The following is a 23,909-nucleotide window of genomic DNA, read 5'->3' on the forward strand; positions in this document are numbered from 1 at the left end:
ATGAATGATAAAGGATCCGACATGGAGCAGGATAACGATCTGATTAAGAGTTCATTCAGTGAGACGAACAAAGAAACGGGTACTGTTGTTACACTGACACCAAATTCTGGTAACACAGTGCAACCTGTAGCGCTTATGCGGCTTGGTCTTTTTGTGCCGACATTGAAATCCACAGCCCGTGGAAGGACAGGGCTGATGGCCTCTATGGATGTGACCAGTGAGCTTAGTCAGCTTTCTCTGGTTAAGGCTGAAGGTTATGAAAACATTAAAATTACTGGTGCCCGCCTTGATATGGATAACGACTTTAAAACTTGGGTCGGAATTATCCATGCTTTTGCCCGCCATAAAACTATTGGTGATAGTGTCAGCTTACCTTTTGTTGAATTTGTTAAACTTTGTGGAATTCCTTCCGCACGATCATCAGCAAAACTTCGTAAGCGTCTCGATTCTTCCCTGACACGTATTGCGACTAATACCATCTCCTTCTCCAACAAGGCTGGTGATTACTACGTGACACACTTAGTTCAATCAGCTAAGTATAGTCCTAAGACAGATCAGGTTACGATCCAGGCAGATCCTAAAATTTTCGAGCTTTATCAATTCGATAGAAAGGTCTTGTTGCAACTGAGAGCTATCAACGTCTTGTCACGGAAAGAATCAGCACAGGCTCTTTATACCTATATTGAAAGCCTGCCCTCCAGCCCTGCGCCAGTGTCTCTTGCTAGACTACGAGCGCGCTTAAATTTGACCTCGAGACCCATCACCCAAAATGCTACTGTTCGTAAAGCTATGGAGCAGCTGCGTGATATTGGTTATCTCGATTATTCAGAGTTAAAGCGTGGCAGGACAGTCTATTTCATCATTCATGAGCGTCGACCAAAGCTTCATCCTGATGGTCTTCCACTTGGCTTACCGCTTGCTAGTGAAGAAGATATTGAGATTGAGGAGGGTAGTGACTCAGGAGAGGGTGAGCTTGTGCGACTGTCAGCTGAAGAAAAGCAACTTTTGGATCGCATTCGCCGTGGTGAAGTAAAGTAACCACTATAGATAGTTATTTTACTTAGATATGTGCTTACTATCTTTGATTTCCACTTTCTATAGTGGATGAGTCGCTGGTTCACTTGTTATAGCGGTTATAGAATGATTCTGCTTGCCATAGTGGTTGTTCAGCAACGCGAGGACATCCCCATGAAGAAGCGTTTTTCCAACCAACAGATCATCAGTATTCTCCGCGAGGCTGAAGCCGGGGTATCTGCCCGTGAACTCTGCCGCAAGCACGCCATTTCCGATGCCACGTTTTACACCTGGCGTAAGAAGTATGGCGGTATGGAAGTGCCTGAGGTTAAGCGCCTGAAGTCGCTTGAAGAAGAGAACACCCGACTCAAGAAGCTGCTCGCCGAAGCCATGCTCGATAAGGAGGCGCTTCAGGTGGCTCTTGGGCGAAAGTACTGACGACAGACCAGAAGCGGGAATGTAAGTATCCCTGTAATCCGTGCCATTCACTTTTAGAGATCTTCCGACATACTGAGTATGTCACCTGTGGAGATCGCTATGCGTAAGATCCTATTCACCGAGCACCAGATCATCGCCGTTCTCAAGTCTGTCGAAGCCGGGCGCACCGTCAAAGATGTGTGTGTAGTGGATCGGTAATTCAGGACACCTCGAAATCCTGTTAATGTTAAAACAGTGAACATGAGGTGATACATGATCAAAACTCGTCGGACTAAACGCACATTTTCCCCGGAGTTCAAACTCGAAGCTATCGAACAGGTTGTTAAATACCAGCGAGATGTACGGGAAGTTGCTCAGGCGCTCGAACTCAACCCTGACCATTTGCGCAAATGGATACGGCTTTATAAGCAGGAACTTCTGGGTATTGAGCCCGTCGGCAATGCTATTACTCCTGAACAGCGCGAAATTCAGCAGCTTAAAGCGCAGATAAAACGTCTTGAGATGGAAAAAGAAATACTAAAGCAGGCTGCCGTGCTGATGAGCGAAGCCCCCGGAAAGTTATCGCGCTAATCACACGGCTGAAAGCAAAGTGGCCTGTGCAGGTTCTTTGTCATTTATTCGGTATTCACCGTAGCGTTTATTACGCGCAGGTGAAGCATCCGGTTAATGTACAAAGAATTGCATTACGAAGTCGGGTGAGAGCACTGCATGCTCTCAGTCGTGGTGCTGCAGGGAGTCGGGCAATCAGCCAGATGTTACGCCAGAGTGGCGTTGATGCAGGCCGGTGGCTGGCGCGACGACTGATGCAGGAATGCGGGCTGACCAGTCACCAGCCTGTTAAACATCGCTACCGAATAAATGAAGACAACAGTCCGGCATTGCCAAACTTATTGAACCGGCAGTTTAACCCCGCCGCACCAAACCGCGTCTGGTGTGGCGATATCAGCTTTATTCGCCTGCAGGACAGGTGGTGCTATCTCGCGCTTGTTGTTGATTTATATTCACGCCGGATTATTGGTTCAGCCCTCTCATTAACCGCTGATGCTGATTTGGTATGCAGGGCTTTGCGTAATGCCCTGGAAACACGGCCGCGTAATGAACGTCTTCTGTTTCATTCAGATCAAGGAGTTCAATATAAAAGTAATAAATACAGAAAGTTACTTTGGCGTTATGGGGTAATGCAAAGTATGAGTCGCAGAGGGAATTGTCTGGATAATTCGCCGATGGAAAGAGTCTTTCGCAGCCTTAAAAGTGAATGGCTTCCCAAAGGTGGTTATGGTGATTTTAGCCATGCGGTACTCGACATAAACCAGTGGATAAATGGTTATTACAACATGTACCGCCCTCATACGAACAATGGTGGATTATCGCCTTACCTGCATGAAGAAAAGTGGAAGCAGGTTATTCCGGTGTCCTGATTTTGTGATCCACTACAGTGCCGCGAGGCCGCTATTTCCGAAGCCAGCTACTACAACTGGAAGGCGAAATATGGCGGGATGGAAGCCGCTGATATCCAAAAAATCAAAGACCTTGAGGACGAGAATCGTCGTCTCAAACAGATGTTTGCCGATCTGAGTCTGGAATGCCGGGCGCTGAAGGACGTTATCGAAAAAAAGCTTTAAAACCAGCGATAAAGCGGGAGCTTGTCTGCTATCTGACTGCACAATTTTCCATGAGCATCCGCCAGGCATGCAGGACCGTATCGCTGAGCAGGACGGTGTATTTTTATCAGCCCGATACCCGGCGTGATGAACCGGTTATCCTGGCGTTGACTGAACTGGCAGAACGCTATCCGCGATACGGATTTAAGAAGCTTTTTCAGGTGCTTCGCAGGCAGGGGCACGTCTGGAATCACAAGCGGGTACACCGGATTTACTGTCTGTTAAAACTCAATTTTCGTCGTAAGGGTAAACAACGCCTGCCGGTGCGCAATCCGGCCCCGCTGGCAACGCCGGAAGCGCTCAATCAGAGCTGGTCGATTGATTTTATGCACGATGCGCTCGTCTGCGGCAGACGCTTTCGAACCTTCAACGTGGTGGATGATTTTAACCGTGAAGCTCTGGCGATAGAAATTGACCTGAATATCCCGGCGCAGCGGGTTGTGCGGGTGCTGGACAGGATAGTGGCAAACCGTGGATATCCGCTGAAAATGCGGATGGATAACGGGCAGGAACTGTTATCACTGGCTCTGGCACAGTGGGCGGAAGAACACGGGGTGATGCTGGAGTTTATCAAACCGGGTAAGCCTACACAGAATGCCTTTATTGAACGGTTTAACCGTAAGCGTCATCTCAGTACCGTCTGGTGATTTTCTGACGCATTCGACAAAGTGGTGTCCACCAAAAATATGATCTGCGCCCCAGATCTTGGACAACCCTATGCAGCTTGCCTTAGTCGGTATTCTATCGGACTAAGGCCTCCAAGTTTTTCTTTTATTCTCAGCTTGTTGTAATAATCAATATAGCTGATGATGTCTCGCTTTAACTCTTCCACGCTTTTGTACTCATTAAGGTAATAGCATTCAGCTTTCAACGTCCCGAAGAAGCTCTCTATTGCGGCATTATCAAGGCAATTTCCCTTACGTGACATGCTCTGGGTTATACCATTGCTCTTTAACCACCGCTTCCATCGCGGCATCTGATATTGCCAGCCTTGATCGCTATGCAGGAGTGGTCGTTCATCTTTAGTCAACAGTTTCAGTGCGTCGGTGAGCATGGTATTCACCATCGATGGCAAGGGGCGGGCAGCAAGGTTGTAAGCGATAATTTCACCATTATAGAGATCCATTATTGGTGATAAATAAAGCTTCCGACCATTAACTTTAAATTCGGTGACATCTGTTACCCACTTTTCGTTCGGTCGCTCAGCATCAAACTGTCGTTTCAGGATGTTATCGCAGGCTCTTCCTTCTGACCCTCTGTATGATCGGTATTTTTTTACGCGAATCAGACTGCTAATCCCCAGCTCTTTCATTAATTTTCTGACAGTTTTACCGTTAAGTAAAACCCCCTCGTTACGGCACGCCAATCTGATCCTTCGGTAACCGTATCGACCTTTGTGCTGTGTCCACATTACGTGGGTAGGATCAGATGTTCAGCACAAGCGCCCGGGCAAACTGATACCGATCCGGGTCAGCAAGACGTCGGATATGATAATAGAATGTGCTCCGCGGCAACTCAGCGGCAATTAACAGCCGGGACAAAGGCCATTCCTGCCTTAGCTCATTAACAACGCTCACTTTTTCTTGTGTGCTGAGCGTGTTTTCTCCTGAACCAAGGCTTTCAGCTTTTTTAAGTAGGCATTTTCAACCCTTAGCTGTTCAAGCTCCTCTCGCTCGCTATTGGTCAGCTCTGGCTCTGGTATTGACGGTACGATATTTTTATCGGTCAAGGTGCTGATCTTTCTGTGCTTTATGGTGAAGGCATCATCACCATATTTCCTATATTTTTCAATCCATCGACATATTGTATTGAAAGCTGGTAACCCATGTTTAACCGCTGTTTCTCGAGCGGAAAAGCCACCATTTACGACCTCCTTCACCACCATAAGTTTGAAATCAGCAGAATGACGACCCTTCTTACCGCTAAGAATTTCAATCCCATGCTCCCTGTAAACGTATGCCCACTTTCGTACCGAGCTTGGACAAAGGTTGTACATTTTAGCTACAGCTTTCAGACTCAACTCACCTTCAAGATATTTTTCTGCGACTTCCTGTTTGAATTTCAATGAAAATTTTGCCATGCGCCCTCGGACTTCAATCTAGTGTCTAACTTTTGGGGCGCAGATCAATTAGTAGTGGGATCCAAAGTGTCAGATATGCTGAAAAATGTGACTCCCGGCAGGCGTAAGGGCTGCCCTAATTATTCTCCTGAGTTTAAGCAGCAGCTTGTTGCTGCCTCCTGCGAACCCGGTATCTCCATCTCAAAACTGGCGCTCGAAAATGGCATTAACGCCAATCTGTTGTTCAAATGGCGCCAACAATGGCGTGAGGGAAAGCTGCTATTACCTTCCTCAGAGAGTCCTCAGCTACTCCCTGTGACTCTCGATGCCTCCTCCGTACAGCCAGAACTAACCGCTGAGGGCCCGGAGGCTCTCAGTATCAGCTGTGAGGTAACGTTCCGGCACGGGACGCTTCGCCTCAACGGCACCGTCAGCGAAAAGCTCCTGACTCTGCTGATACAGGAACTGAAGCGATGATCCCGTTACCTTCCGGGACCAAAATCTGGCTGGTTGCCGGCATCACCGACATGCGCAACGGCTTCAACGGGCTGGCTGCAAAAGTGCAGACGGCGCTGAAAGACGATCCGATGTCCGGCCACGTCTTCATCTTTCGGGGCCGCAGTGGCAGCCAGGTCAAACTGCTCTGGTCAACCGGTGACGGGCTGTGTCTGCTCACGAAACGGCTGGAGCGTGGGCGCTTCGCCTGGCCGTCGGCCCGCGATGGAAAAGTGTTCCTGACCCCGGCACAGCTGGCGATGCTGATGGAAGGCATCGACTGGCGGCAGCCAAAGCGGTTGCTGACATCCCTGACCATGCTGTAAATCTCTTTATCCTGGTTGTTGCTGAATAAGCCTGGTAAAATACGGGCTTATGAACGACACCTCTTCTGACGATATCCTTCTGCTGAAACAGCGCCTTGCCGAACAGGAAGCGCTGAACCGTGCCTTGCTGGAAAAACTGGCCGACCGGGAGCGTGAAATAGACCATCTGCAGGCGCAGCTGGATAAACTTCGCCGGATGAACTTCGGCAGTCGTTCCGAAAAAGTCTCCCGCCGTATCGCACAGATGGAAGCCGACCTGAAGGCGCTTCAGAAGGAAAGCGATGCGCTGACCGGTCGGGTGGATGACCCGACAATGCAGCGTCCGCTGCGTCAGACCCGCGCCCGTAAACCGTTCCCCGAATCACTCCCCCGTGATGAAAAAAGGTTGCTGCCGACAGAGGCATGCTGCCCGGACTGCGGCGGTGCGTTGAGTTATCTGGGTGAGGACAGCGCGGAACAGCTGGAGCTGATGCGCAGTGCCTTCCGGGTTATCCGGACGGTGCGGGAAAAGCACGCCTGCACAAAATGCGACGCTATCGTGCAGGCACCCGCCCCGTCACGTCCCATCGAGCGGGGTATCGCCGGGTCTGGTCTGCTTGCCCGGGTCCTGACGTCAAAATATGCAGAGCATACGCCACTGTACCGCCAGTCAGAGATATACGGCCGCCAGGGTGTGGAGTTGCGGCGGTCACTCCTGTCGGGCTGGGTGGATGCATGCTGCCGGTTGTTGTCCCCGCTGGAAGAGGCCTTGCAGCAATACGTGCTGACCGACGGGAAGCTCCACGCGGATGACACGCCGGTCCCGGTGCTGTTGCCAGGTAATAAGAAAACGAAGACCGGACGCTTATGGACATATGTTCGCGACGACCGTAACGCCGGGTCAGCGCTGGCCCCGGCAGTCTGGTTCGCCTACTCACCGGACAGAAAAGGCATCCATCCGCAGACTCATCTGGCCGGCTTCAGCGGTGTGCTGCAGGCCGATGCGTACGCCGGGTTCAACGAGCTCTACCGCGAAGGCCATGTACAGGAAGCCGCGTGCTGGGCACATGCCCGACGTAAAATCCATGACGTTCACGTCCGCACTCCGTCTCCGCTGACAGAAGAAGCCCTGAAACGTATCGGCGAGCTGTATGACATCGAGGCGGATATCAGGGGAGCACCGGCAGAGAAGCGCCGTGCGGAACGTCAGCTGAAAACGAAACCGTTACTGACATCACTGGAAAGCTGGCTGCGGGAAAAAATGAAAACCCTGTCGCGACACTCGGAGCTGGCGAAGGCGTTCGCGTATGCCCTGAACCAGTGGTCAGCCCTGACGTATTACGCAGAAGATGGCTGGGCTGAGGCAGATAACAACATCGCCGAGAATGCGCTGCGGATGGTCAGTCCGGGGCGAAAAAACTTCCTGTTCTTCGGTTCTGACCATGGTGGTGAGCGGGGAGCACTGCTGTACAGCCTGATCGGGACGTGCAGACTGAACGACGTGGATCCAGAAAGCTACCTTCGCCATGTGCTTGACGTTATCGCAGACTGGCCGGTCAATCGGGTGAGTGAACTGCTCCCCTGGCGCGTAGAACTGCCAACTTAATAACACATCCCCGTCAATACGGTTCTAGCTGGACGCTTACGAGAAGACGGAAATCTCAAAAAGTGTGTGGAACTAAAACGGGTGTGCTTACAGGAAGCCGTGGAGTTGATGTGTGCTTACATAGAGTGGTAATAGGCGAAGATATTTATGAAGTTCTAGCCTATTAAACTTCTGAAGTCATTTTCAGGATGTCATTTGTCAACATTACACCAACACAAAAATCATAATGGAGTTAAAAAACGCCATTATTAATAAGGCTTAGGGTAGGTAAAGGTAAATGTTGAAAATTGCTGGAGCCACAGGTGAATACTATCAACCGACTCCAGAAATAAAAACTATCAATTCTCACGAAAAAGAAAACACAGTGTAGTTAAAACTGAAGAGGGAGTTCTCTATTAATTGAGATGAGAATTCCTTTGTCAACAGTAATATATTTACCTATTTTTAGTTCTTGCAGTATTTTAAATGTATGACTACGGGAAATTTTTGTCCTTTCGGTAATGTATGCCGAAATGCTTTCTTTATGAATCATACCCCGAGAGAACTGATGTATATATCGATACAAAAGGGAACGAATCACAATGTAATGTGTTTCGGCATTCCTCTCACTATAAACTTCAACCAATGCAGCTATCATGCGTGACAGTATTTTTGTTGCTATAATGCTTATTTCACCCCCCATACTAACCATTGATTCCCATTGAACAATGCTAATGCTGAAAATTTGTGTATCAACATTCGAAAAATAATCAAGTTCTATTGATTCAAAATACTGTTCAACCAAGCCAAGCGGGATGTGCTTGAAAATTCTTGCGAGAATAAAATCATCAGACCTAACTGAAACAGATACGTTACCCTCAATAATGAAATAAATCCTATCATCAGGAATAATAAACGATTCGCTCATGGGAAGTGAAATTTTAACGCCTTCGGCGATGATTATGTCAATTAATGGGCTCAAGTCCATTCTTTCAAATGCATCGTTAACAGCAAGCATGCTGTCCTGCCGAGTCCTGTTCATAGTTTTACAATCTCCTGCGCGACATGAATGTCTATCAATGTTAATAATATGGAGAACATCATTAATCATCAACTGTATCGATTCATAAGATAGTCTATTTCAGGATTACTGGCAACTAACACAGAGGCAGAAATCACCCGCAATAAAAGAAGCGCTTTTAGTAAAACACATAACTATGTATGAAAAACATGTGATAATAAATAGAACTGGGCTCTATGGCGTCCAGTATTATATTTTAAAATTGCTTTGTGAAGCTATATGCATTTTTATCTCAAAATGAGGTATGCGATACTCATGCTGAGGCGGCGATATGATGTCTCATTACACTATGAATGTGAAGTCTAATAGTGGATGATGAAATAGTGTAAAACTATGGTAAAGTCGCATAATTACACCTAGTGAGGGTTGCGTGTGAGCGTTAGGGATATGCTATATGAGCATGAGAGATGGGTGTTCTCAAAAAATGAAGAGGGTCAACGACTTCATTTAAATGAGAAGGATCTAAATGGTATGTATTTTTCCAGTGCAAATATGCGCGGCGGCATCCTTACAAACTGCAATATGCAGAATACAGTTATGCGCTACGCGAATTTCCGTAGCGCGTTGTTAAATAATACAGACTTCAGCAACGCGGATTTACGTGGTGCTGATTTACGAGGAGCCAATTTAACTGGATGTAACCTGTACCGGACGCAATTGTATGGATGTGATTTAAGGGAAGCGAAGTTGCCAGTGAATTCATTTATGATTCATCATGGGAACGATTTCATATTTTATTTCAACGATGTGTCAGTTTTGGTTAACAAAGATTTCTATACACTAGATGATTGTATGGAAATGCAAACTGTCAATGCTGCTATCAAAACCGTATTAGAGGCGCTAACAAATAATAATAATAGGGTAGGGTAGTAACACATTGATATAAAAAATTTAATGATCTATTTATGTAATGACTAGATATATTTTTTACTGAAGGCCGAGTTACTTTCTTATGTATATAAATAGCCCGATCAACTTCAACATGTTTTTGACATTGTGATTCAAGTAACATTGTAGTCAAATTCAACAAGCGTCAGTCTGTCTAGACATTTCCGGTCCTTACGATGATGTATGTTCGAACACCTCCGTACTGACTGAACCGCCCCGGTAATCCTGAAGACTACACTCTTTGAGAGAGGTACCCAGGATGACAAAACATAACCGATTTCCCCCTGAAGTGATCTTACCCATCAATAGTGGACACGCTGCTAAGTGAGTAAACTCTCAACCAGAGGTATCTCACATGACAAAACCAGCATCAACCATCAAAAAGCCCCGCAAGCAGCACACACCTGAATTCCGTCAGGAAGCCCTTAAACTGGCTGAGCGTATTGGTGTTGCCGCCGCATCCCGCGAGCTCAGCCTGTATGAATCGCAGCTCTATAACTGGCGTAGTAAACAGCAGCAACAGCTCGCATCCTCTGACCGTGAAAATGAACTCGCTGCTGAAAATGCCCGTCTCAAACGCCAGCTGGCGGAACAGGCTGAGGAGCTGGCTATCCTCCAAAAGGCCGCGACATACTTCGCGAAGCGCCTGAAATGAAGTATGTCTTTATCGAAAAACATCAGGCCGAATTCAGCATCAAAGCGATGTGTCGCGTCCTCCGGGTGGCCCGCAGCGGCTGGTATGTCTGGCGTCAGCGACGTTCTGTGATGAGTTCACGTCAGCAGTATCGTCAGTGCTGCGATAGCGCCGTTCGTGATGCCTTCGGGCAGGCGAAGCAGCGCTATGGCGCGCCACGCCTGACAGACGAGTTGCGGGCGCAGGGCCTGACGTAAATGTCAAAACAGTGGCCGCCAGCCTGCGTCGTCAGGGGCTGCGGGCGAAAGCCTCGTGCCGGTTCAGCCCGGTCAGCTACCGTGAGCACGGGCTGCCCGTGTCAGAAAATTTACTGAAACAGGATTTTTACGCCAGCGGCCCGAACCAGAAGTGGGCCGGAGACATCACGTATCTGCGCACAGACGAAGGCTGGCTGTATCTGGCGGTGGTTATCGACCTGTGGTCGCGTGCTGTTATCGGCTGGTCAATGTCACCCCGCATGACGGCACAGCTTGCCTGCGATGCACTACAAATGGCCCTCTGGCGGCGTAAACGCCCGGAGAATGTCATTGTTCACAGTGACCGTGGCGGTCAGTATTGCTCAGCGGATTATCAGGCATTACTGAAACGGCATAATCTGCGTGGCAGTATGAGTGCAAAAGGGAACTGTTATGATAATGCCTGCGCGGAAAGCTTTTTCCACTCGCTGAAGGTGGAATGTATCCACGGGGAACGCTTTATCAGCCGGGAAATAATGCGAACAACGGTGTTTAATTATATCGAGTGTGATTACAATCGGTGGCGTCGTCACAGTGCGTGTGGCGGTATCAGCCCGGAACAATTTGAAAACCAGAACCTCGCTTAGGCCTGTGTCCATTTTTGGTGGGGAAGATCAAAGTTCGTCAACGCGCTATTCGTATGGTTCTGGAAAACCAGAATACCTACAACTCACAATGGGCCGCTATCTGCTCCATTGCCCCTAAAATCGGCTGCACTCCCGAGACATTGCGTATCTGGATCCGTCAGCATGAGCCCGTTGATGATGAGCAGAATGTGCTGACTGCCAGTGAACGCCAGCGTCTGAAAGAACTGGAACGGGAAGTCCGGGAGTTGCGCCGCAGCAATGATATTCTGTGTCAGGCTTCAGCGTATTTTACCCAGGCGGAGCTCGACCGCCACTGGAAAAAATAATGCCGCTTCTGGAAAATCTGAGCGGTGAACACGGGGTCGGGCCAGTCTGTCATGAGCTGGATATTGCTCCGTCAACGTACTACTGGCATCAGCAACGTCGGAAGTATCCTGAACGACGCAGTAGTCGGGATAAACGTGATGTCGTGCTGATACCTGAGATACAGCGCGTATACGAAGAAAACTACAGCGTTTACGGTGTGCGTAAGGTCTGGCGACAGCTAAAACGTGAAGGCGTCAGTGTTGCCCGTTGCACCATTGAGCGCCTGATGAAAGCCCTGCAGCTACGTGGGGTGACACGCGGCAAAGTGTCAGAACCACCCGCAGCAGCAAAGTCGAAACACCACAGGATCGGGTGAACCGTCAGTTCGTGGCTGAACGGCCCGATAGTCTTTGGGTGGCCGATTTTACCTACGTCAGCACCTGGCAGGGTTTCGCATATGTGGCCTTCATAATTGATGTGTTCGACGGTTTTATCGTGGGCTGGCGGGTCTCATCCACGATGGCAATGTCGTTCGTGCTGGATGCACTGGAGCAGGCGCTGTGGGCCAGACGCGGAGCTGCTGGCTTCAACAGGCAGTACGGGCGACTCATATGACAATGCGATGGCAGAAAGTATCAACGGGTTGTACAAAGCGGAGGTGATCCACAGGCAAAGCTGGAAAACCCGACAGGATGTTGAGCTGGCCACGCTGAAATGGGTGGACTGGTACAATAATCACCGATTGATGGAACGCACCGGATATATCCCGCCAGTGGAGGCAGAAAAAGCCTATTACGCTTCGCTGAATGACCGGGATGTGGCAACCTGATCACTCAGGCAAAATACTCTTCAGGAAAACCGGAGCGGTTCAATTTTGATTTGTTCCGGGGTTATTGGAGAGGCGTTTGATATTTTGCCCTGCCGGTCATCACGCAGCTGTTTTACCCATTTCATCATCGTAGAAAGGCCAGCGTCCATGGCCTTCGCTGTCTGAGCGGTTGTAATATTTTGAACGACGACCAACTGGGGTGATTCACGTCTGAATTCAGAACTAAATTTCATTCATTTTCAATGATGCACCTGTGTTGTTCTGAGGTGATCATGTAAGCACACCCGTTTTAGTTCCACGCACTTTTTGAGATTTCTGGTTTCTCAGCCATCAGCCGGTACTCTTCCGGTGTCAGGTTATTCAGGGATTCATGGGGCCGCTCACTGTTGTATTCGTTCAGCCAGCGTTCCGTTATTTCCCGTGCTTCGTTCAGCGTTCTGAACAGATAAAAATCCAGTATTTCGGTCCGGTATGTTCGGTTAAATCGTTCGATAAAGGCGTTCTGCGTCGGCTTACCCGGCTTGATAAATTCCAGCATCACACCATGCTCTTCAGCCCATTGCGCCAGAGTCAGTGAGATCAGTTCCGGCCCATTATCCATCCGCATCTTTAGCGGATATCCACGGTTTGCCACTATCCTGTCCAGCACCCGCACAACCCGCTGCGCCGGGATATTCAGGTCAATTTCTATCGCCAGAGCCTCGCGGTTAAAATCATCCACGACGTTGAAAGTCCGAAAACGTCGGCCACATGTCAGCGCGTCGTGCATAAAATCAATCGACCAGCTCTGGTTAAGTGCCTCAGGTGTCGCAAGTGGAGCCGGATTGCGCACCGGTAGACGTTGCTTTCCTTTACGACGAAAGTTCAGTTTCAGCAGACAGTAAATCCGGTGTACACGCTTGTGGTTCCAGGCGTTACCTTGCCTGCGAAGCACCTGAAAAAGCTTCTTAAATCCGTATCGCGGATAGCGTTCTGCCAGTTCAGTCAACGCCAGGATCACCGGTTCATCACGTCGTGTCTCCGGTTGATAACGAAACACCGTCCTGCTCAGCGATAACATCCTGCATGCCTGGCGTATGCTCATCGTAAAATGTACGGTCAGATAGCTGACGAGCTCACGATTTATCGCTGGTTTTAAAGCTTTTTTTCGATGACGTCTTTCAGCGCCCGGCATTCCAGACTCAGATCGGCAAACATCTGTTTGAGACGACGATTCTCGTCCTCAAGATCTTTGATTTTTTTGATATCAGCGGCCTCCATCCCGCCATATTTCGCCTTCCAGTTGTAGTAGCTGGCTTCGGAAATTGCGGCCTCGCGGCACACATCTTTGACGGTCCTGCCCGCTTCGACTGATTTCAGGACGGCGATGATCTGGTGCTCGGTGAATCGGATCTTACGCATCGCGATCTCCACAGGTGACATAATCAGTATGTCGGAAGATCTCTAAAAGTGAATGGCACGGATTACAGGGATACTTACAATCATATCTCCTATGTTTTTCAGCAAAACAATAAATATGGTCTCGGTGAGACTCTGAATATGACAGGTTTATTTCGAGAAATGCGGACAAATTTTTGAGCAGTCTTTTTTAGGCACTAAAAATTTCTAGGCTACCTGGCAATATGGTTGAAAGTGCCCGCTCCAGTATTGGACTTCAATGCTGAGGCGAAGGTGCGTATCATGCACCTGATTCGAGAGTGGGATATAAATATATTTATGGTCAATAATACTGAGCAGAATAATGTCTGGTAGGCTCTCGTCTTTATGCGGTGATAATCCGATTATATAAGTTATATCTATGGAGTGGTACAAATAATGAAGTTCGCTAAACTTGCCCTGGTTGTATGTATGAGTGTTGCTGGTATGAATTCTGCGCTGGCAGCAGGTCCTAGTGGCGATGCACCAACAGGTGTTGATCAGGGACACGGTCAAATTACTTTCACCGGTTCAATCATCGATGCGCCGTGCTCTATCTCTCCTGAGTCACAGGATCAGACAGTTCCACTGGGCGAAATTTCTTCTGCAGCCCTCAAAGATGGTGGCACGTCCACTGCAGTACCGTTTACGATTGACCTTGATAACTGCGACACGTCTGGTTTAACGGATAAGACAGTAAGCGTTACTTTCACCGGTGCTGCTTCCGATGTTGGAACTAATTTACTTGCGCTGAATGGCGACGCTAAAGGTGCAGGTATCGGTATTAAAGATGTAGCCGGCAATGATATTGTGTTAGGTACCGCTACGGACCCACAGAACGTAAATGACAGTAATAACCAGCTGCATTTCTCCGCTTTCTTGCAGGGTGATAATGCTTCAGGTGCAATCATTCCTGGTGGCTTTACTTCTGTAGCACAATTTACTTTGGCTTATAATTAATTTTATTGATCTAGAGCTGGAGCCAAGGATGGCTCTAATATTCAAACACCTTGAGAGGAAAAGGTGCGATGCGTCGGAAAATAATTCCGCTAATTTTGTTACTTGGGTTGTCATCCCTTGCCAACGCTAAAGATTCTGGGCATGGGACTGTTAATATGGAAGGCTCAATTATCGACTCGGCATGTGCAGTGGATACGAAGAGTAGATATCAGGTTGTTGATATGCACTCTCAGCCTCTGAGCGAAATGATTAGTGATGGCAGAGCATATGACTACCCATTTTCAATACATCTAATTAATTGCTCACTCGTACACGCGGGGCATCAAACAGAAAGCTGGCAAGCCTTCCAGGTTACATTCGATGGAAAAGTAGATGGAGATAATTTTGGCTTGGATGGTGACGCAGAAGGAATCTCATTGCAGATACATGATGATGGCGGGAATGTCTCACATCCCGGCATCGCTATGCCTGCCAGGAGTTTAAAACCAGGTGATATGACATTAAATTATACAATGAGTCTGATTAGTAATGACAAAGGTCTAAAATCAGGAAGTTTTCATACTACGGTTCGATATAAATTAGACTACTACTGATTATAAAAGTTGTTAATTCAAGGTGTGTGAAGTGAAAAACAATAACCAAAAATCAAGACCATTGCCATTTAGAGAACGCATTGCTTCTGCAACGCTATCGATTGTATTAAGTGGGGTCAGTATTTGCTCACATGCCGAAGAAATTCAATTTAATACAGATGTCTTAGATGTCAAAGATAGAAGTAACATAGATATCGGCAGATTCTCTAAGTCTGGCTACATTATGCCTGGCGCTTACGATTTTAGTGTAAGTGTTAATACACAGACTTTACCCGAAGAGTACACTGTTAATTTCATCGACGATCCTGATTCAAAAAATAGCAGCTACGCATGTCTGACGGCTGAAATCGTTGATCAACTAGGCTTAAAAGATAGTGCAAAAGAAAAGTTGATTTGGAAAGATAAAGGGCAATGCCTTGATATCAACAGCCTTCCAGGTCTGACTGCAAAAGGTGATTTAGGATCTTCAACGCTTATAATAAATATTCCGCAAGCTTATATGGAATATACCGCGCCGGATTGGGATCCTCCATCTCGTTGGGATCATGGGATAAACGGTTTTTTGTTTGATTATAATGTCAATGCAACGTCTAATTGGCAGCATAGCGATTATAATCAAGATAAAGATTATTCCCTTAGTGGTAATGGCACAACTGGGGTAAATTTAGGAAATTGGCGCTTCCGTGCCGATTGGCAGGCGAATTTAGATCATGCAACCGGGTCTGGTGACAATAGTCAAAAAAAGGTAGATATCAGTCGAGCCTACGCATATAGACCGATTCCTTCAATAGGCGCTAAACTAACCGTAGGTGATGATTACTTTGACTCTGACGTATTCGATAGCTTCCGTTTTGTAGGGGCAAGCCTCGATACTGACGATAATATGTTACCTCCCAACTTACGTGGCTATGCACCAGAGATTACCGGTGTCGCGAGAACAAATGCAAAAGTTACTGTCAGCCAACAAGGCAGGGTACTCTATGATACACAGGTGGCGGCAGGGCCATTCAAAATTCAAGATATTAGTGATTCCGTATCTGGGAGCTTAGATGTACGCGTTGAAGAGCAAGACGGTTCGGTACAAACATATCAAGTTAATACGGCAAGCGTTCCCTATCTAACACGACCAGGGAGTATCCGTTACAAGCTTGCTGTAGGTAAGCCTCGCGAATATGACTATGGCTCGTCAGACACAGAGAATCAAGACGGTACTGATAATTACAATGACAGCTATGATTATAGTGATTATGGCCCTTCATTCGGCTCCGGTGAGATTTCTTGGGGTATAAGTAACGGCTGGTCTCTTTATGGAGGCGCTATTGGCGGCAAAGACTATAATTCCCTTTCGCTTGGGGTTGGTCGTGATATGCTGGCATTGGGTGCTGTGGCTCTTGATTTTACAGGTTCTCGAGCCTTGGTCCCTCAAAGTGATAAAAGCCTCACCGGTGGGTCAGTGCGCGTAAGCTATTCTAAAAACTTTGATGAGTACGATAGCCAAGTGACTTTTGCAGGCTACCGTTTCTCTCAAAAAGATTTTATGACAATGAGTGAGTACCTCGATGCAATCCATGGTGATGATACACAAGAAAATAGCAAACAAAAATACACAATAACGTTCAATAAGCAATTCCGTAAGTCAGGAATGAGCATTTATGCTAATTTTAGTCATGAAACTTATTGGAATAGCCCAGTAAATAACTACTACAACGTCTCACTTTCGCGTACGTTTGACGCGTTTGGTTTTCATAACATAAGTCTTTCTTTGACAGCATTTAAAAACAAATATAACAATACAAATGATAATGGGGCCTACTTGGGCCTTACACTACCCATTGGCGATAACGATAGCGTGAGTTTTAACTCATCGCTCAGTAACAATGAGCTAAGCAATAGTGCTAGCTATTATAATACTATTGACGATCATAATAGCTATCAGTTAAGTGCCGGGGAGTCCAGCGACGGACCAACAGCAAGCGGCTATTATACCTATTTAGGAGATGCGGCTGAAGTTGATAGTAATATGAGCTATCAGGCAAATCAGTTCACTTCCGTAGGTGTGAGTATAAAAGGTGGGTTTACAGCGACATCAAAAGGCGCTGCATTACATCGTACGAACTCAATGGGTGAGGCCAGGTTGATGGTTGATGTTGGAGATACCGCTAATGTACCTGTTCAGGGATACGGTGCAACTGTACGTACAAATAGCATGGGTGTAGCGGTGATTTCAGATGTAAATAGTTATTACCGTAGTAAAGCAAATATCGATATTAATAATCTCGATAACAACGTTGATGTCACAAATTCCGTTGTACAAGCAACACTGACTGAAGGTGCAATTGGTTATCGTAAGTTCGCCGTGATTACCGGCGAAAAAGCAATGGCAACAATACGGCTTGCAGATGGCTCAGCACCTCCATTTGGGGCATTAATAACAAATAAAGATAAGCAACAAACCGGAATCGTTGGCGATGATGGGACTGTTTATTTAAGTGGTATTAATGCCAACGAAGAAATGAATATAGAGTGGGATGGTAAAAAACAATGTTCGATTATACTACCGAGTGCGCTGCCTAAGGATTTAACATTGTCAGGAATCAACCTGCTGCTTCCATGCAAATAATTTATTAAATGAAACCATTATTTATATCGATGAGCAAATATATATGAGTACGAATAAGTCTTTCACCCTGTTAGGGGGACGCATGAACAAAAAACATTTAGCTATCATTGGTGGTTTAGCTGGAATGCTATACACACAATTCGCCTCAGCAGCTATAGCTCTTGATCGAACTCGTATTATCTACGATGGTGCAAATCGCTCTGTTTCTGTGGCGGTTTCAAATGAGAATAAGGACTTGCCATATTTAGCCCAGTCATGGCTGGAAGATGATAAGGGTAATAAAATATCTACTCCGATTGCCGCACTACCCCCAATTCAGCGCATTGATGCCGGTGGTAAGAGCCAGATTAAGCTTCAGGCGCTTCCTGAGGTGAACTCTCTTCCTCAGGATAGAGAGTCGGTGTATTATTTTAACCTTCGTGAAATTCCACCAAGGAGTAACAAACCGAATACGTTACAAATTGCACTCCAAACACGTATCAAATTGTTCTATCGCCCGAAAGCAATTGCTGTTAAACAATCAGATGCACCATGGCAGGAAAAACTAACATTGTCTTATGCAGGTGGCAAAGCTGTAGCTAAAAATCCAACCGCATATTACGTAACATTAATTGATGTTAAAAAGAATGGTAAGACAATCGAAGGGTTTCAGCCAATGATGGTTCCACCGAAAGGGGAAGCAACCATTCCAGGAAATAGCAGTGATTTGGGAAATGCACCAGTATTAACATATGTTAATGATTTTGGTGGGCGACCAACAATGAAGCTTCAGTGTAATGCCGGGCAATGTCATGTCGTGGAAAGCACTAATAATTAAGTTTGTAGGCACTCTTGAAAGATAGAAATTTGAATATAACTCTCCGGTGAATTAAATGCTAAAAACACTGCTATCTTTCTCTGTTGCTTTCTCCCTCTCATTATCGGCCTACGCTAACCCGCCGGCCGATAACTGGGATGTAGATGGTGAGCATGGTGAAATTTATGTCACAGGGCAAATGACTGAAGGTGCTTGCCAACTTGATATGGGATCTGCGCTACAAGAAATTTCATTAGGTGACGTTTCTACGCAACAATTAAAAAATATTGGCGAGAGGTCAGCTCCAGTGACTTTCCAACTACGCCTGCGCAATTGTGTTAGGGTGCATTCTTCTCAAACGAATGAGCGCACGGACAGTAAAGCATGGAGTGAAGGCCAGCCAGTAATTTCAGTAACGTTTCTCGCGCCTGCAGATGCAGATAATCCCCAATTAGTCAAAGTTCAAGGGAAATCTATCTCTGGTGTAGGGTTGCGTATTACTGATGAACTTCACCGAGATATTCAGTTGGGAAGCAGGAGTCAACCAATATTTTTAACTCCTAGAAATGACACCTTAACATACTATGTTTCTCCTGAAAGAACGCAGGCACCGCTTAACGCAGATGCGTACTCCGCTACTGTAAATTTTAGACTCAATTATGACTAGGCTTAAGCATGAGTGTATTATGCAGATATATAAAACTAATCAGTGTCATTTGTGTTCTTATATCATTTGATATTAGTACGGCGGTGGCTGGTTCGACATCGTCTACCGCTTATATAAAAGGTACAGTGAGGGCTTTAACCTGTACTATTGCAGACATAAATGTTGACTTCGGAAATGTTACTACCACGCAGATAGACGGCAATTCATATAAGATTCAGACGATTCACCCAAATATAACATGCGAGGATCTCGATTCTAACAGTCTGGCGTTTGCGATTAGTGGTACTACAGCAAGCTTCGGAAGTGGGCTTTTGGCGACTTCTGTCCCTGGTTTAGGTGTGCAGTTTAAATCTAATGAGGGTAATATACCGTTGAATAGTGGTAAAATTGACTTTGATTACACATCATCAGTACCAGCTATTCAGCTTGTGTTAGCCAAAGACTCCTCTGTTAATTTGTCGGGCCAGGATTTTACAGCAGCTGCAACATTAAGTGTCGGCTATAACTGATTAAAGGAGAATACCATGCGCTTCTTACCACTTGTCTCCGGTGTTTGTATTTTTATCTCTATCGCATCGACATGTTCTTATGCCGTAGATAACGAAGCTAAGATTAGTATTAAAGGTACTTTAACCGAACCTCCGCCCTGTACCATAAGCGATGGTTCGGCGATAGATGTCGATTTTGGTAGTAATGTCGGTATTGACCGTATCGATGGTGTTAATTATATGCGACCAGTTAACTATACAATAGTCTGCAATCCTAACCCTGAAAATCTGGGGCTCGGTTTAACCTTTATTGGTACAGCGTCAAGTTTTAATACTTCCGCAGTTCAAACGGATGTGAGTGGATTGGGGATTGAGCTATTACAGGGAGGGGTACCATTTGAAATGAATAAACGAATAACAATAGACTTGAACTCTCCTCCAGTATTGCAAGCTGTCCCAGTTAAAGACCCTTCAACTGGTGATTTACCCGAGGGAGCATTCTCAGCGACTGCGACTTTACTGGCAAATTATGAATAAGAGTATCATTTCATGAAATTAAAATTTTCACTCTTGTCCCTTACTACTGGAGCAATGGCTCTCATTTTCAGTAATTTTGCAAGCGCAGCTACAGGCGGGACAGCAATGAACTTTCACGGCACATTAGTGAATGAACCTTGCACAGTTCAACCCGGTGACGAAAATATTACCTTAAATTTTGGTACAGTTATCGATAAAGGTCTATATCAATATCAAAAGACCAATAGTCAACCCTTTAGCATCCACTTGGTTGACTGTGCTATTAGTAGCTGGGCGGGGGACGGTACGGTAACCGTTAAGTTTTCAGGCCCAGCCAGCACTGAACTTCCGGGTTACTTAGCTGTGACAGATGAAGCCACCGGTAGCACTGATATGGGGATCGCTATCGGCATCCAAACATCAGATGGGACGCTTTTACCTTTAGATCAAACTACTACCCCGATTCTATTACGTGACGGTAGTGATGCATTAAACTTTATGGCGTTTGTTGAAGGTGAACCAAGTGCATTGCAAAATGAGTCTATAAAACGTGGCAGCTTTAGTGCCGTAGCGACATTTTATCTTGAGTATCAATAAAATTAATTAATCGGCTTTATTTTCATGAATAATTTAATGGTGACACTTTGAAATTCCCTATTTTTATTAAGGGAGCTATTTTTTTGCTCCTAACATCGTTGACGAGCTGCGCATTTGCCAGTGTGTCAGGTAGTGCAAAAGATTCGCATGGTGATATAATAAACTGGACCTTTTCTGATTCAAGTACCGTTGGGAGAGCGAATGTTAGTGGAAGCTGCACCTATGAATATGCATTCACTTCCCTAACAGGTTCTAGCAACACCAGTTGTGGTGTGCAGTTATGCGCCCCTAGTCTTAACAATTGTGATTCTGCTAACTCTATATTGGGCTATTATCCCCAAGGGCAAGCAGTAAAACAGGGAACTCGAGTTACTTTTTCTGGTACAGTTGACTGTAGCGAACCTGGTGTTAATACATTGCGTTGGACATTGACTAGTACGAAAGCCGAATTTGGTCCTACCAATTTTATTTGTGGCCAAGGGGGCGTGGGTTCTACAACTTCTTGCCATATAACGGCACCAACAATAAATTACCCCAGCATGTCGACATCAGAATGGGATGGTAATACTGCCCAAGGAGAGGTACCTTGGTCTTGTAGTTCTACGGCCAGTATTACTTTTTCTGTTAACACGGCACAAGTTACAGCTCTAGGCGCTAAAGAAAGTGTAAGCTTTCACAATTCTTCCGGGGGAGAAGTGGGCAGCATAACGATCACTGGACATTCAAGTGGAAGTACAATTTTATATTCAAAACTTTCTGGCACTCCTACCGCGGATGGTGATTTCCAGACAAACCATGTTATAACTGCAAACTTCAACTGATTTACAGTCATGATAATTCAGGGCAGGGGCGACTGGCAGCGTTTCTGCCGTGATAACACCCTTGCTCTGAGCATGCTTTAGCTGCTGGATAATTCGGTAGCGGAGTCGCATTTCTGTTCGTTGAAAAGGACGCATCAGGAAAGGTGTCTTCAAGGCCCGCCATTTGGCCCGGGCCGAAATCTCCGATTACATTCAATTATTCTACAACCGGGCCCGGAACCAGAGCAATCTCGGTGGCGCCAGCCCGAAGGTAATCCTCCAGTTAAACTGATCAGGATTGAAGTCATACTAATCATGCCTTTAACTTTTGAGTCTATTATTGGAGTTGAACATTCATTTGGATGTTGGCATCATCGTTCAGTGATTTGGCGATGATATATAAAACCTCTCGCCTTTCTCATGCTTTTGAATTGCTAAAGATGCCCTTTCAGAATCAGGGCTAACGATAACTATAAAGTGAAAAATATAATATTGAGTCTGATTTTATGATTTCCGAATATCCTATCCCCCAAAAAACTCTCACCCAACAGGGGCTATTATTTATAATTTCAACACTTTTGATGCCCATTCTTTTATTTTTGCTGGTGCTGCCCTATCCGTGGGCTTCGTTACCTGGCGAAGGGTTGTCATTGACACTGAATCTAATCACCTGGGTGTGGGTCGGGCTCTGGGCACTTTTTTTATGCTGGTTGCTGGTGAAACGGAAATTCCGGATGGGAAGGTTGGAATGCTCGTTAGTTATCGGCGCATTGCTAATGAGTGTTCCATATTTCTGGACGCAGAGCGCATTTAAATCTGCGGCTCTTTATCGCCTTGCAGGTATTTGGGCTCTTCTACTTATCTTTTTGCTGCTGCGTCAGTTTTCTGTTCGTGGGCGCGTACGCCATCGAATCTATGGCGTCATTGCCATTGCTGGGCTCATACAGACACTGCTGGCATTCTGGCAAATTGAGTATCCCACATCTGCAGGTGAATCGCTCGGATACTCTTTTACCGCAGCCAGCGGTCGCCCTATCGGTTCATTGTTACAAGTAAATTTGCTGGGATCGTTTCTGGCGAGCGCATTGCTGTGTGCATTGTTGCTGGCAATGACTTTGCCCTCCACCGTCAAAAGTCGGTTCTATTGGGTAAGTGTGTTGGTACTCAGCGCGGGATTGGTAATGACACAATCGCGTTCGGCTTGGCTGGGAGCTACAATGGGCGGGGGCATATTACTACTATACTCACGAATCCATTGGCGCAGCAAATCATTTGCTGTCCTTTTGCTATGTAGTGGCGTTGTCGCTGGAAATATCGCTCTTGTTGAACGAATGCCGCTGATCACACCGGCTGCTGTGAAAACGGCCGACGCACGTCCATCGGGAACAAATGAGCGACTTATCTGGAATCGCCGTCAATCAGGTAATGAGCGTTTAACCATGTTCGAAGGTGCTCTGGCGATGATCAAGGAAAAGCCATTGTCAGGATACGGCTTGGCCACATTCGAAGTTGAGTTTCCTCGTGCATTAGAACGCAACAATATAGCTAATCCCTTCACTGTGACGGTTAAGTACCCCCACAACGAAATACTCTATGTATGGGCGGAAGGTGGCGTGGTTGCTCTTATTGGCCTGACAATGTGGCTATATGGCGTATTGCTACCTTTTCGTACAAGCTGGAATCGCACTACAGTATTGAAAGGTGCATTGCTCTTGCCTCTGATCGTGCATTTGTTGACGGAATTTCCACTTTATTTATCCGCAGTCCATGGCGTTTTGATGATTATCTTACTGTGGTTGGCCTTGCCCGTTGCTAAGCGATCGAAAGCGTCACACCCAGTAATGGGGAAATGTTCAGCATTTATCCTAAGTGGAATAGCCGTGCTTAGCTTCACGGGTGTGATCTTTTCTACTACAGGATTACAGTCGGCAATAAAAATACGAAGTGCAGAACAGCTTCAAATAATGGATCTATCGTCATTGGATGAAGTAAGTAACGTACTGGCACAGCATGATAAGCTTTTATTTGATAAAGCGATTGCATCTTTGATGCTGTTTAACTCATCACGCGATTCTAGTTGGCTTCTTCGCTTTCAGGAGCAGGCAGGGGAATGGCTGAGCCTGCATAATGATGCCAATCTGACGGTTACCATGATGCAAATTGCCGCGGCAGAAAAAAATGATAATGAAGTGCAACGCTGGCGCCATCGTGGATGCCTGAGTTACGCAAAAGATCCGCGTTTTAAATGTCAATTCATTCACTAATATTCTGATTCTAT

General features: G+C 46.3%; 19 protein-coding genes, 6 pseudogenes and 1 other annotated feature. Of the genes and pseudogenes, 21 read left to right on the forward strand and 4 right to left on the reverse strand.

Annotated elements, in window-relative coordinates; translation table 11 throughout:
* Positions 1-21: 21 nt before the first annotated feature.
* The 4 genes and pseudogenes from A8O29_RS00005 to A8O29_RS00020 all read left to right on the forward strand — a co-directional run.
* The gene (locus A8O29_RS00005; protein WP_420853899.1) at positions 22-1,038 is read left to right on the forward strand and encodes a RepB family plasmid replication initiator protein; all 1,017 of its coding nucleotides are present in this window, start codon (positions 22-24) and stop codon (positions 1,036-1,038) included.
* A gap of 150 nt (positions 1,039-1,188) precedes the next feature.
* Positions 1,189-1,472, forward strand: a pseudogene (locus tag A8O29_RS00010) (transposase); the annotation flags it as partial.
* 232 nt (positions 1,473-1,704) lie between these two features.
* A protein-coding gene (locus A8O29_RS00015; protein WP_125355789.1) for an IS3 family transposase occupies positions 1,705-2,870 on the forward strand; the annotation gives its coding sequence in 2 pieces (ribosomal slippage) (positions 1,705-1,969 and positions 1,969-2,870; 1,167 coding nt in all).
* A gap of 18 nt (positions 2,871-2,888) precedes the next feature.
* Positions 2,889-3,733 (forward strand): annotated as a pseudogene (locus A8O29_RS00020) (IS3 family transposase); the annotation flags it as partial.
* A gap of 95 nt (positions 3,734-3,828) precedes the next feature.
* Here the strand turns inward: A8O29_RS00020 and A8O29_RS00025 are convergent.
* A pseudogene (locus tag A8O29_RS00025) lies at positions 3,829-5,193 on the reverse strand (IS3 family transposase).
* 75 nt (positions 5,194-5,268) lie between these two features.
* Between A8O29_RS00025 and tnpA the strand changes: the two are divergent.
* Genes tnpA through tnpC form a run of 3 tightly spaced genes read left to right on the forward strand, consistent with a single transcriptional unit; the run spans position 5,269 to position 7,578 of the window.
* On the forward strand, positions 5,269-5,649 hold the full coding sequence (gene tnpA, locus A8O29_RS00030) for an IS66-like element accessory protein TnpA (RefSeq protein ID WP_125355933.1): 381 nt from the start codon (positions 5,269-5,271) through the stop codon (positions 5,647-5,649).
* Positions 5,646-5,993 (forward strand): IS66 family insertion sequence element accessory protein TnpB, encoded by a 348-nt coding sequence (gene tnpB, locus A8O29_RS00035; protein ID WP_052908738.1) that lies wholly within the window; start codon positions 5,646-5,648, stop codon positions 5,991-5,993. Before tnpA ends, tnpB begins: the two co-directional genes overlap by 4 nt.
* Positions 5,994-6,042: 49 nt before the next feature.
* Positions 6,043-7,578: an IS66 family transposase gene (gene tnpC, locus A8O29_RS00040; protein ID WP_174081175.1), complete on the forward strand. Its 1,536-nt coding sequence runs from the start codon at positions 6,043-6,045 to the stop codon at positions 7,576-7,578.
* A gap of 370 nt (positions 7,579-7,948) precedes the next feature.
* Here tnpC and A8O29_RS00045 read toward each other — a convergent pair whose 3' ends face one another.
* Positions 7,949-8,575, reverse strand: coding sequence for a helix-turn-helix domain-containing protein (locus A8O29_RS00045; RefSeq protein WP_168713897.1), 627 nt, complete (start codon positions 8,573-8,575; stop codon positions 7,949-7,951).
* Between the two features lie 450 nt (positions 8,576-9,025).
* Here A8O29_RS00045 and A8O29_RS00050 point away from each other — a divergent pair, with 450 nt between their 5' ends.
* The 3 genes and pseudogenes from A8O29_RS00050 (at position 9,026) to A8O29_RS00060 (ending at position 12,178) form a co-directional block, all read left to right on the forward strand.
* Complete coding sequence (locus A8O29_RS00050; RefSeq protein ID WP_275942406.1) at positions 9,026-9,508, forward strand: pentapeptide repeat-containing protein; 483 nt, start codon at positions 9,026-9,028, stop codon at positions 9,506-9,508.
* Between the two features lie 373 nt (positions 9,509-9,881).
* A pseudogene (locus A8O29_RS00055) lies at positions 9,882-11,043 on the forward strand (IS3 family transposase).
* A gap of 53 nt (positions 11,044-11,096) precedes the next feature.
* Positions 11,097-12,178, forward strand: a pseudogene (locus A8O29_RS00060) (IS3 family transposase).
* Positions 11,324-11,440 (forward strand) — a sequence feature (AL1L pseudoknot). (Overlaps the previous pseudogene by 117 nt.)
* Before the next feature lie 29 nt (positions 12,179-12,207).
* Here A8O29_RS00060 and A8O29_RS00065 read toward each other — a convergent pair.
* A pseudogene (locus A8O29_RS00065) lies at positions 12,208-12,411 on the reverse strand (transposase); the annotation flags it as partial.
* A 56-nt stretch (positions 12,412-12,467) separates the two neighbouring features.
* Positions 12,468-13,579 (reverse strand): IS3 family transposase gene (locus tag A8O29_RS00070; RefSeq protein WP_125355465.1). Its coding sequence is split into 2 segments (ribosomal slippage): positions 12,468-13,318 and positions 13,318-13,579, totalling 1,113 coding nucleotides; the frame shifts between segments, so codons are not numbered across the junction.
* A 414-nt stretch (positions 13,580-13,993) separates the two neighbouring features.
* Here A8O29_RS00070 and A8O29_RS00075 point away from each other — a divergent pair.
* The 11 genes from A8O29_RS00075 to A8O29_RS00125 all read left to right on the forward strand — a co-directional run bounded on the left by A8O29_RS00075 (position 13,994) and on the right by A8O29_RS00125 (position 23,895).
* Positions 13,994-14,554, forward strand: coding sequence for a fimbrial protein (locus A8O29_RS00075; protein WP_125355463.1), 561 nt, complete (start codon positions 13,994-13,996; stop codon positions 14,552-14,554).
* Positions 14,555-14,622: 68 nt separating this feature from the next.
* Positions 14,623-15,147 (forward strand): fimbrial protein, encoded by a 525-nt coding sequence (locus A8O29_RS00080; RefSeq protein ID WP_125355461.1) that lies wholly within the window; start codon positions 14,623-14,625, stop codon positions 15,145-15,147.
* A 31-nt stretch (positions 15,148-15,178) separates the two neighbouring features.
* The gene (locus tag A8O29_RS00085; protein WP_125355459.1) at positions 15,179-17,767 is read left to right on the forward strand and encodes an outer membrane usher protein; all 2,589 of its coding nucleotides are present in this window, start codon (positions 15,179-15,181) and stop codon (positions 17,765-17,767) included.
* Positions 17,768-17,849: 82 nt separating this feature from the next.
* The gene (locus tag A8O29_RS00090) at positions 17,850-18,584 is read left to right on the forward strand and encodes a fimbria/pilus periplasmic chaperone (RefSeq protein ID WP_125355457.1); all 735 of its coding nucleotides are present in this window, start codon (positions 17,850-17,852) and stop codon (positions 18,582-18,584) included.
* 55 nt (positions 18,585-18,639) lie between these two features.
* Positions 18,640-19,230 (forward strand): fimbrial protein, encoded by a 591-nt coding sequence (locus A8O29_RS00095; RefSeq protein WP_125355455.1) that lies wholly within the window; start codon positions 18,640-18,642, stop codon positions 19,228-19,230.
* Positions 19,231-19,238: 8 nt separating this feature from the next.
* A complete protein-coding gene (locus tag A8O29_RS00100; protein ID WP_125355453.1) occupies positions 19,239-19,739 on the forward strand; it encodes a fimbrial protein in 501 nt (166 codons plus the stop codon).
* 15 nt (positions 19,740-19,754) lie between these two features.
* Entirely contained in the window at positions 19,755-20,255 is a 501-nt protein-coding gene (locus tag A8O29_RS00105) for a fimbrial protein (protein ID WP_125355451.1), read from the forward strand.
* 12 nt (positions 20,256-20,267) lie between these two features.
* Positions 20,268-20,831: a fimbrial protein gene (locus tag A8O29_RS00110; RefSeq protein WP_125355449.1), complete on the forward strand. Its 564-nt coding sequence runs from the start codon at positions 20,268-20,270 to the stop codon at positions 20,829-20,831.
* Positions 20,832-20,878: 47 nt separating this feature from the next.
* Positions 20,879-21,652 (forward strand): hypothetical protein, encoded by a 774-nt coding sequence (locus A8O29_RS00115; protein WP_125355447.1) that lies wholly within the window; start codon positions 20,879-20,881, stop codon positions 21,650-21,652.
* Positions 21,653-21,785: 133 nt separating this feature from the next.
* Entirely contained in the window at positions 21,786-21,923 is a 138-nt protein-coding gene (locus tag A8O29_RS22910; protein ID WP_125355473.1) for an IS3 family transposase, read from the forward strand.
* Between the two features lie 214 nt (positions 21,924-22,137).
* Positions 22,138-23,895 (forward strand): O-antigen ligase family protein, encoded by a 1,758-nt coding sequence (locus A8O29_RS00125; protein ID WP_174081177.1) that lies wholly within the window; start codon positions 22,138-22,140, stop codon positions 23,893-23,895.
* The last annotated feature ends 14 nt before the right edge of the window (positions 23,896-23,909 follow it).

This window comes from Scandinavium goeteborgense (assembly GCF_003935895.2).
Taxonomy (GTDB): Bacteria; Pseudomonadota; Gammaproteobacteria; order Enterobacterales; family Enterobacteriaceae; genus Scandinavium; species Scandinavium goeteborgense.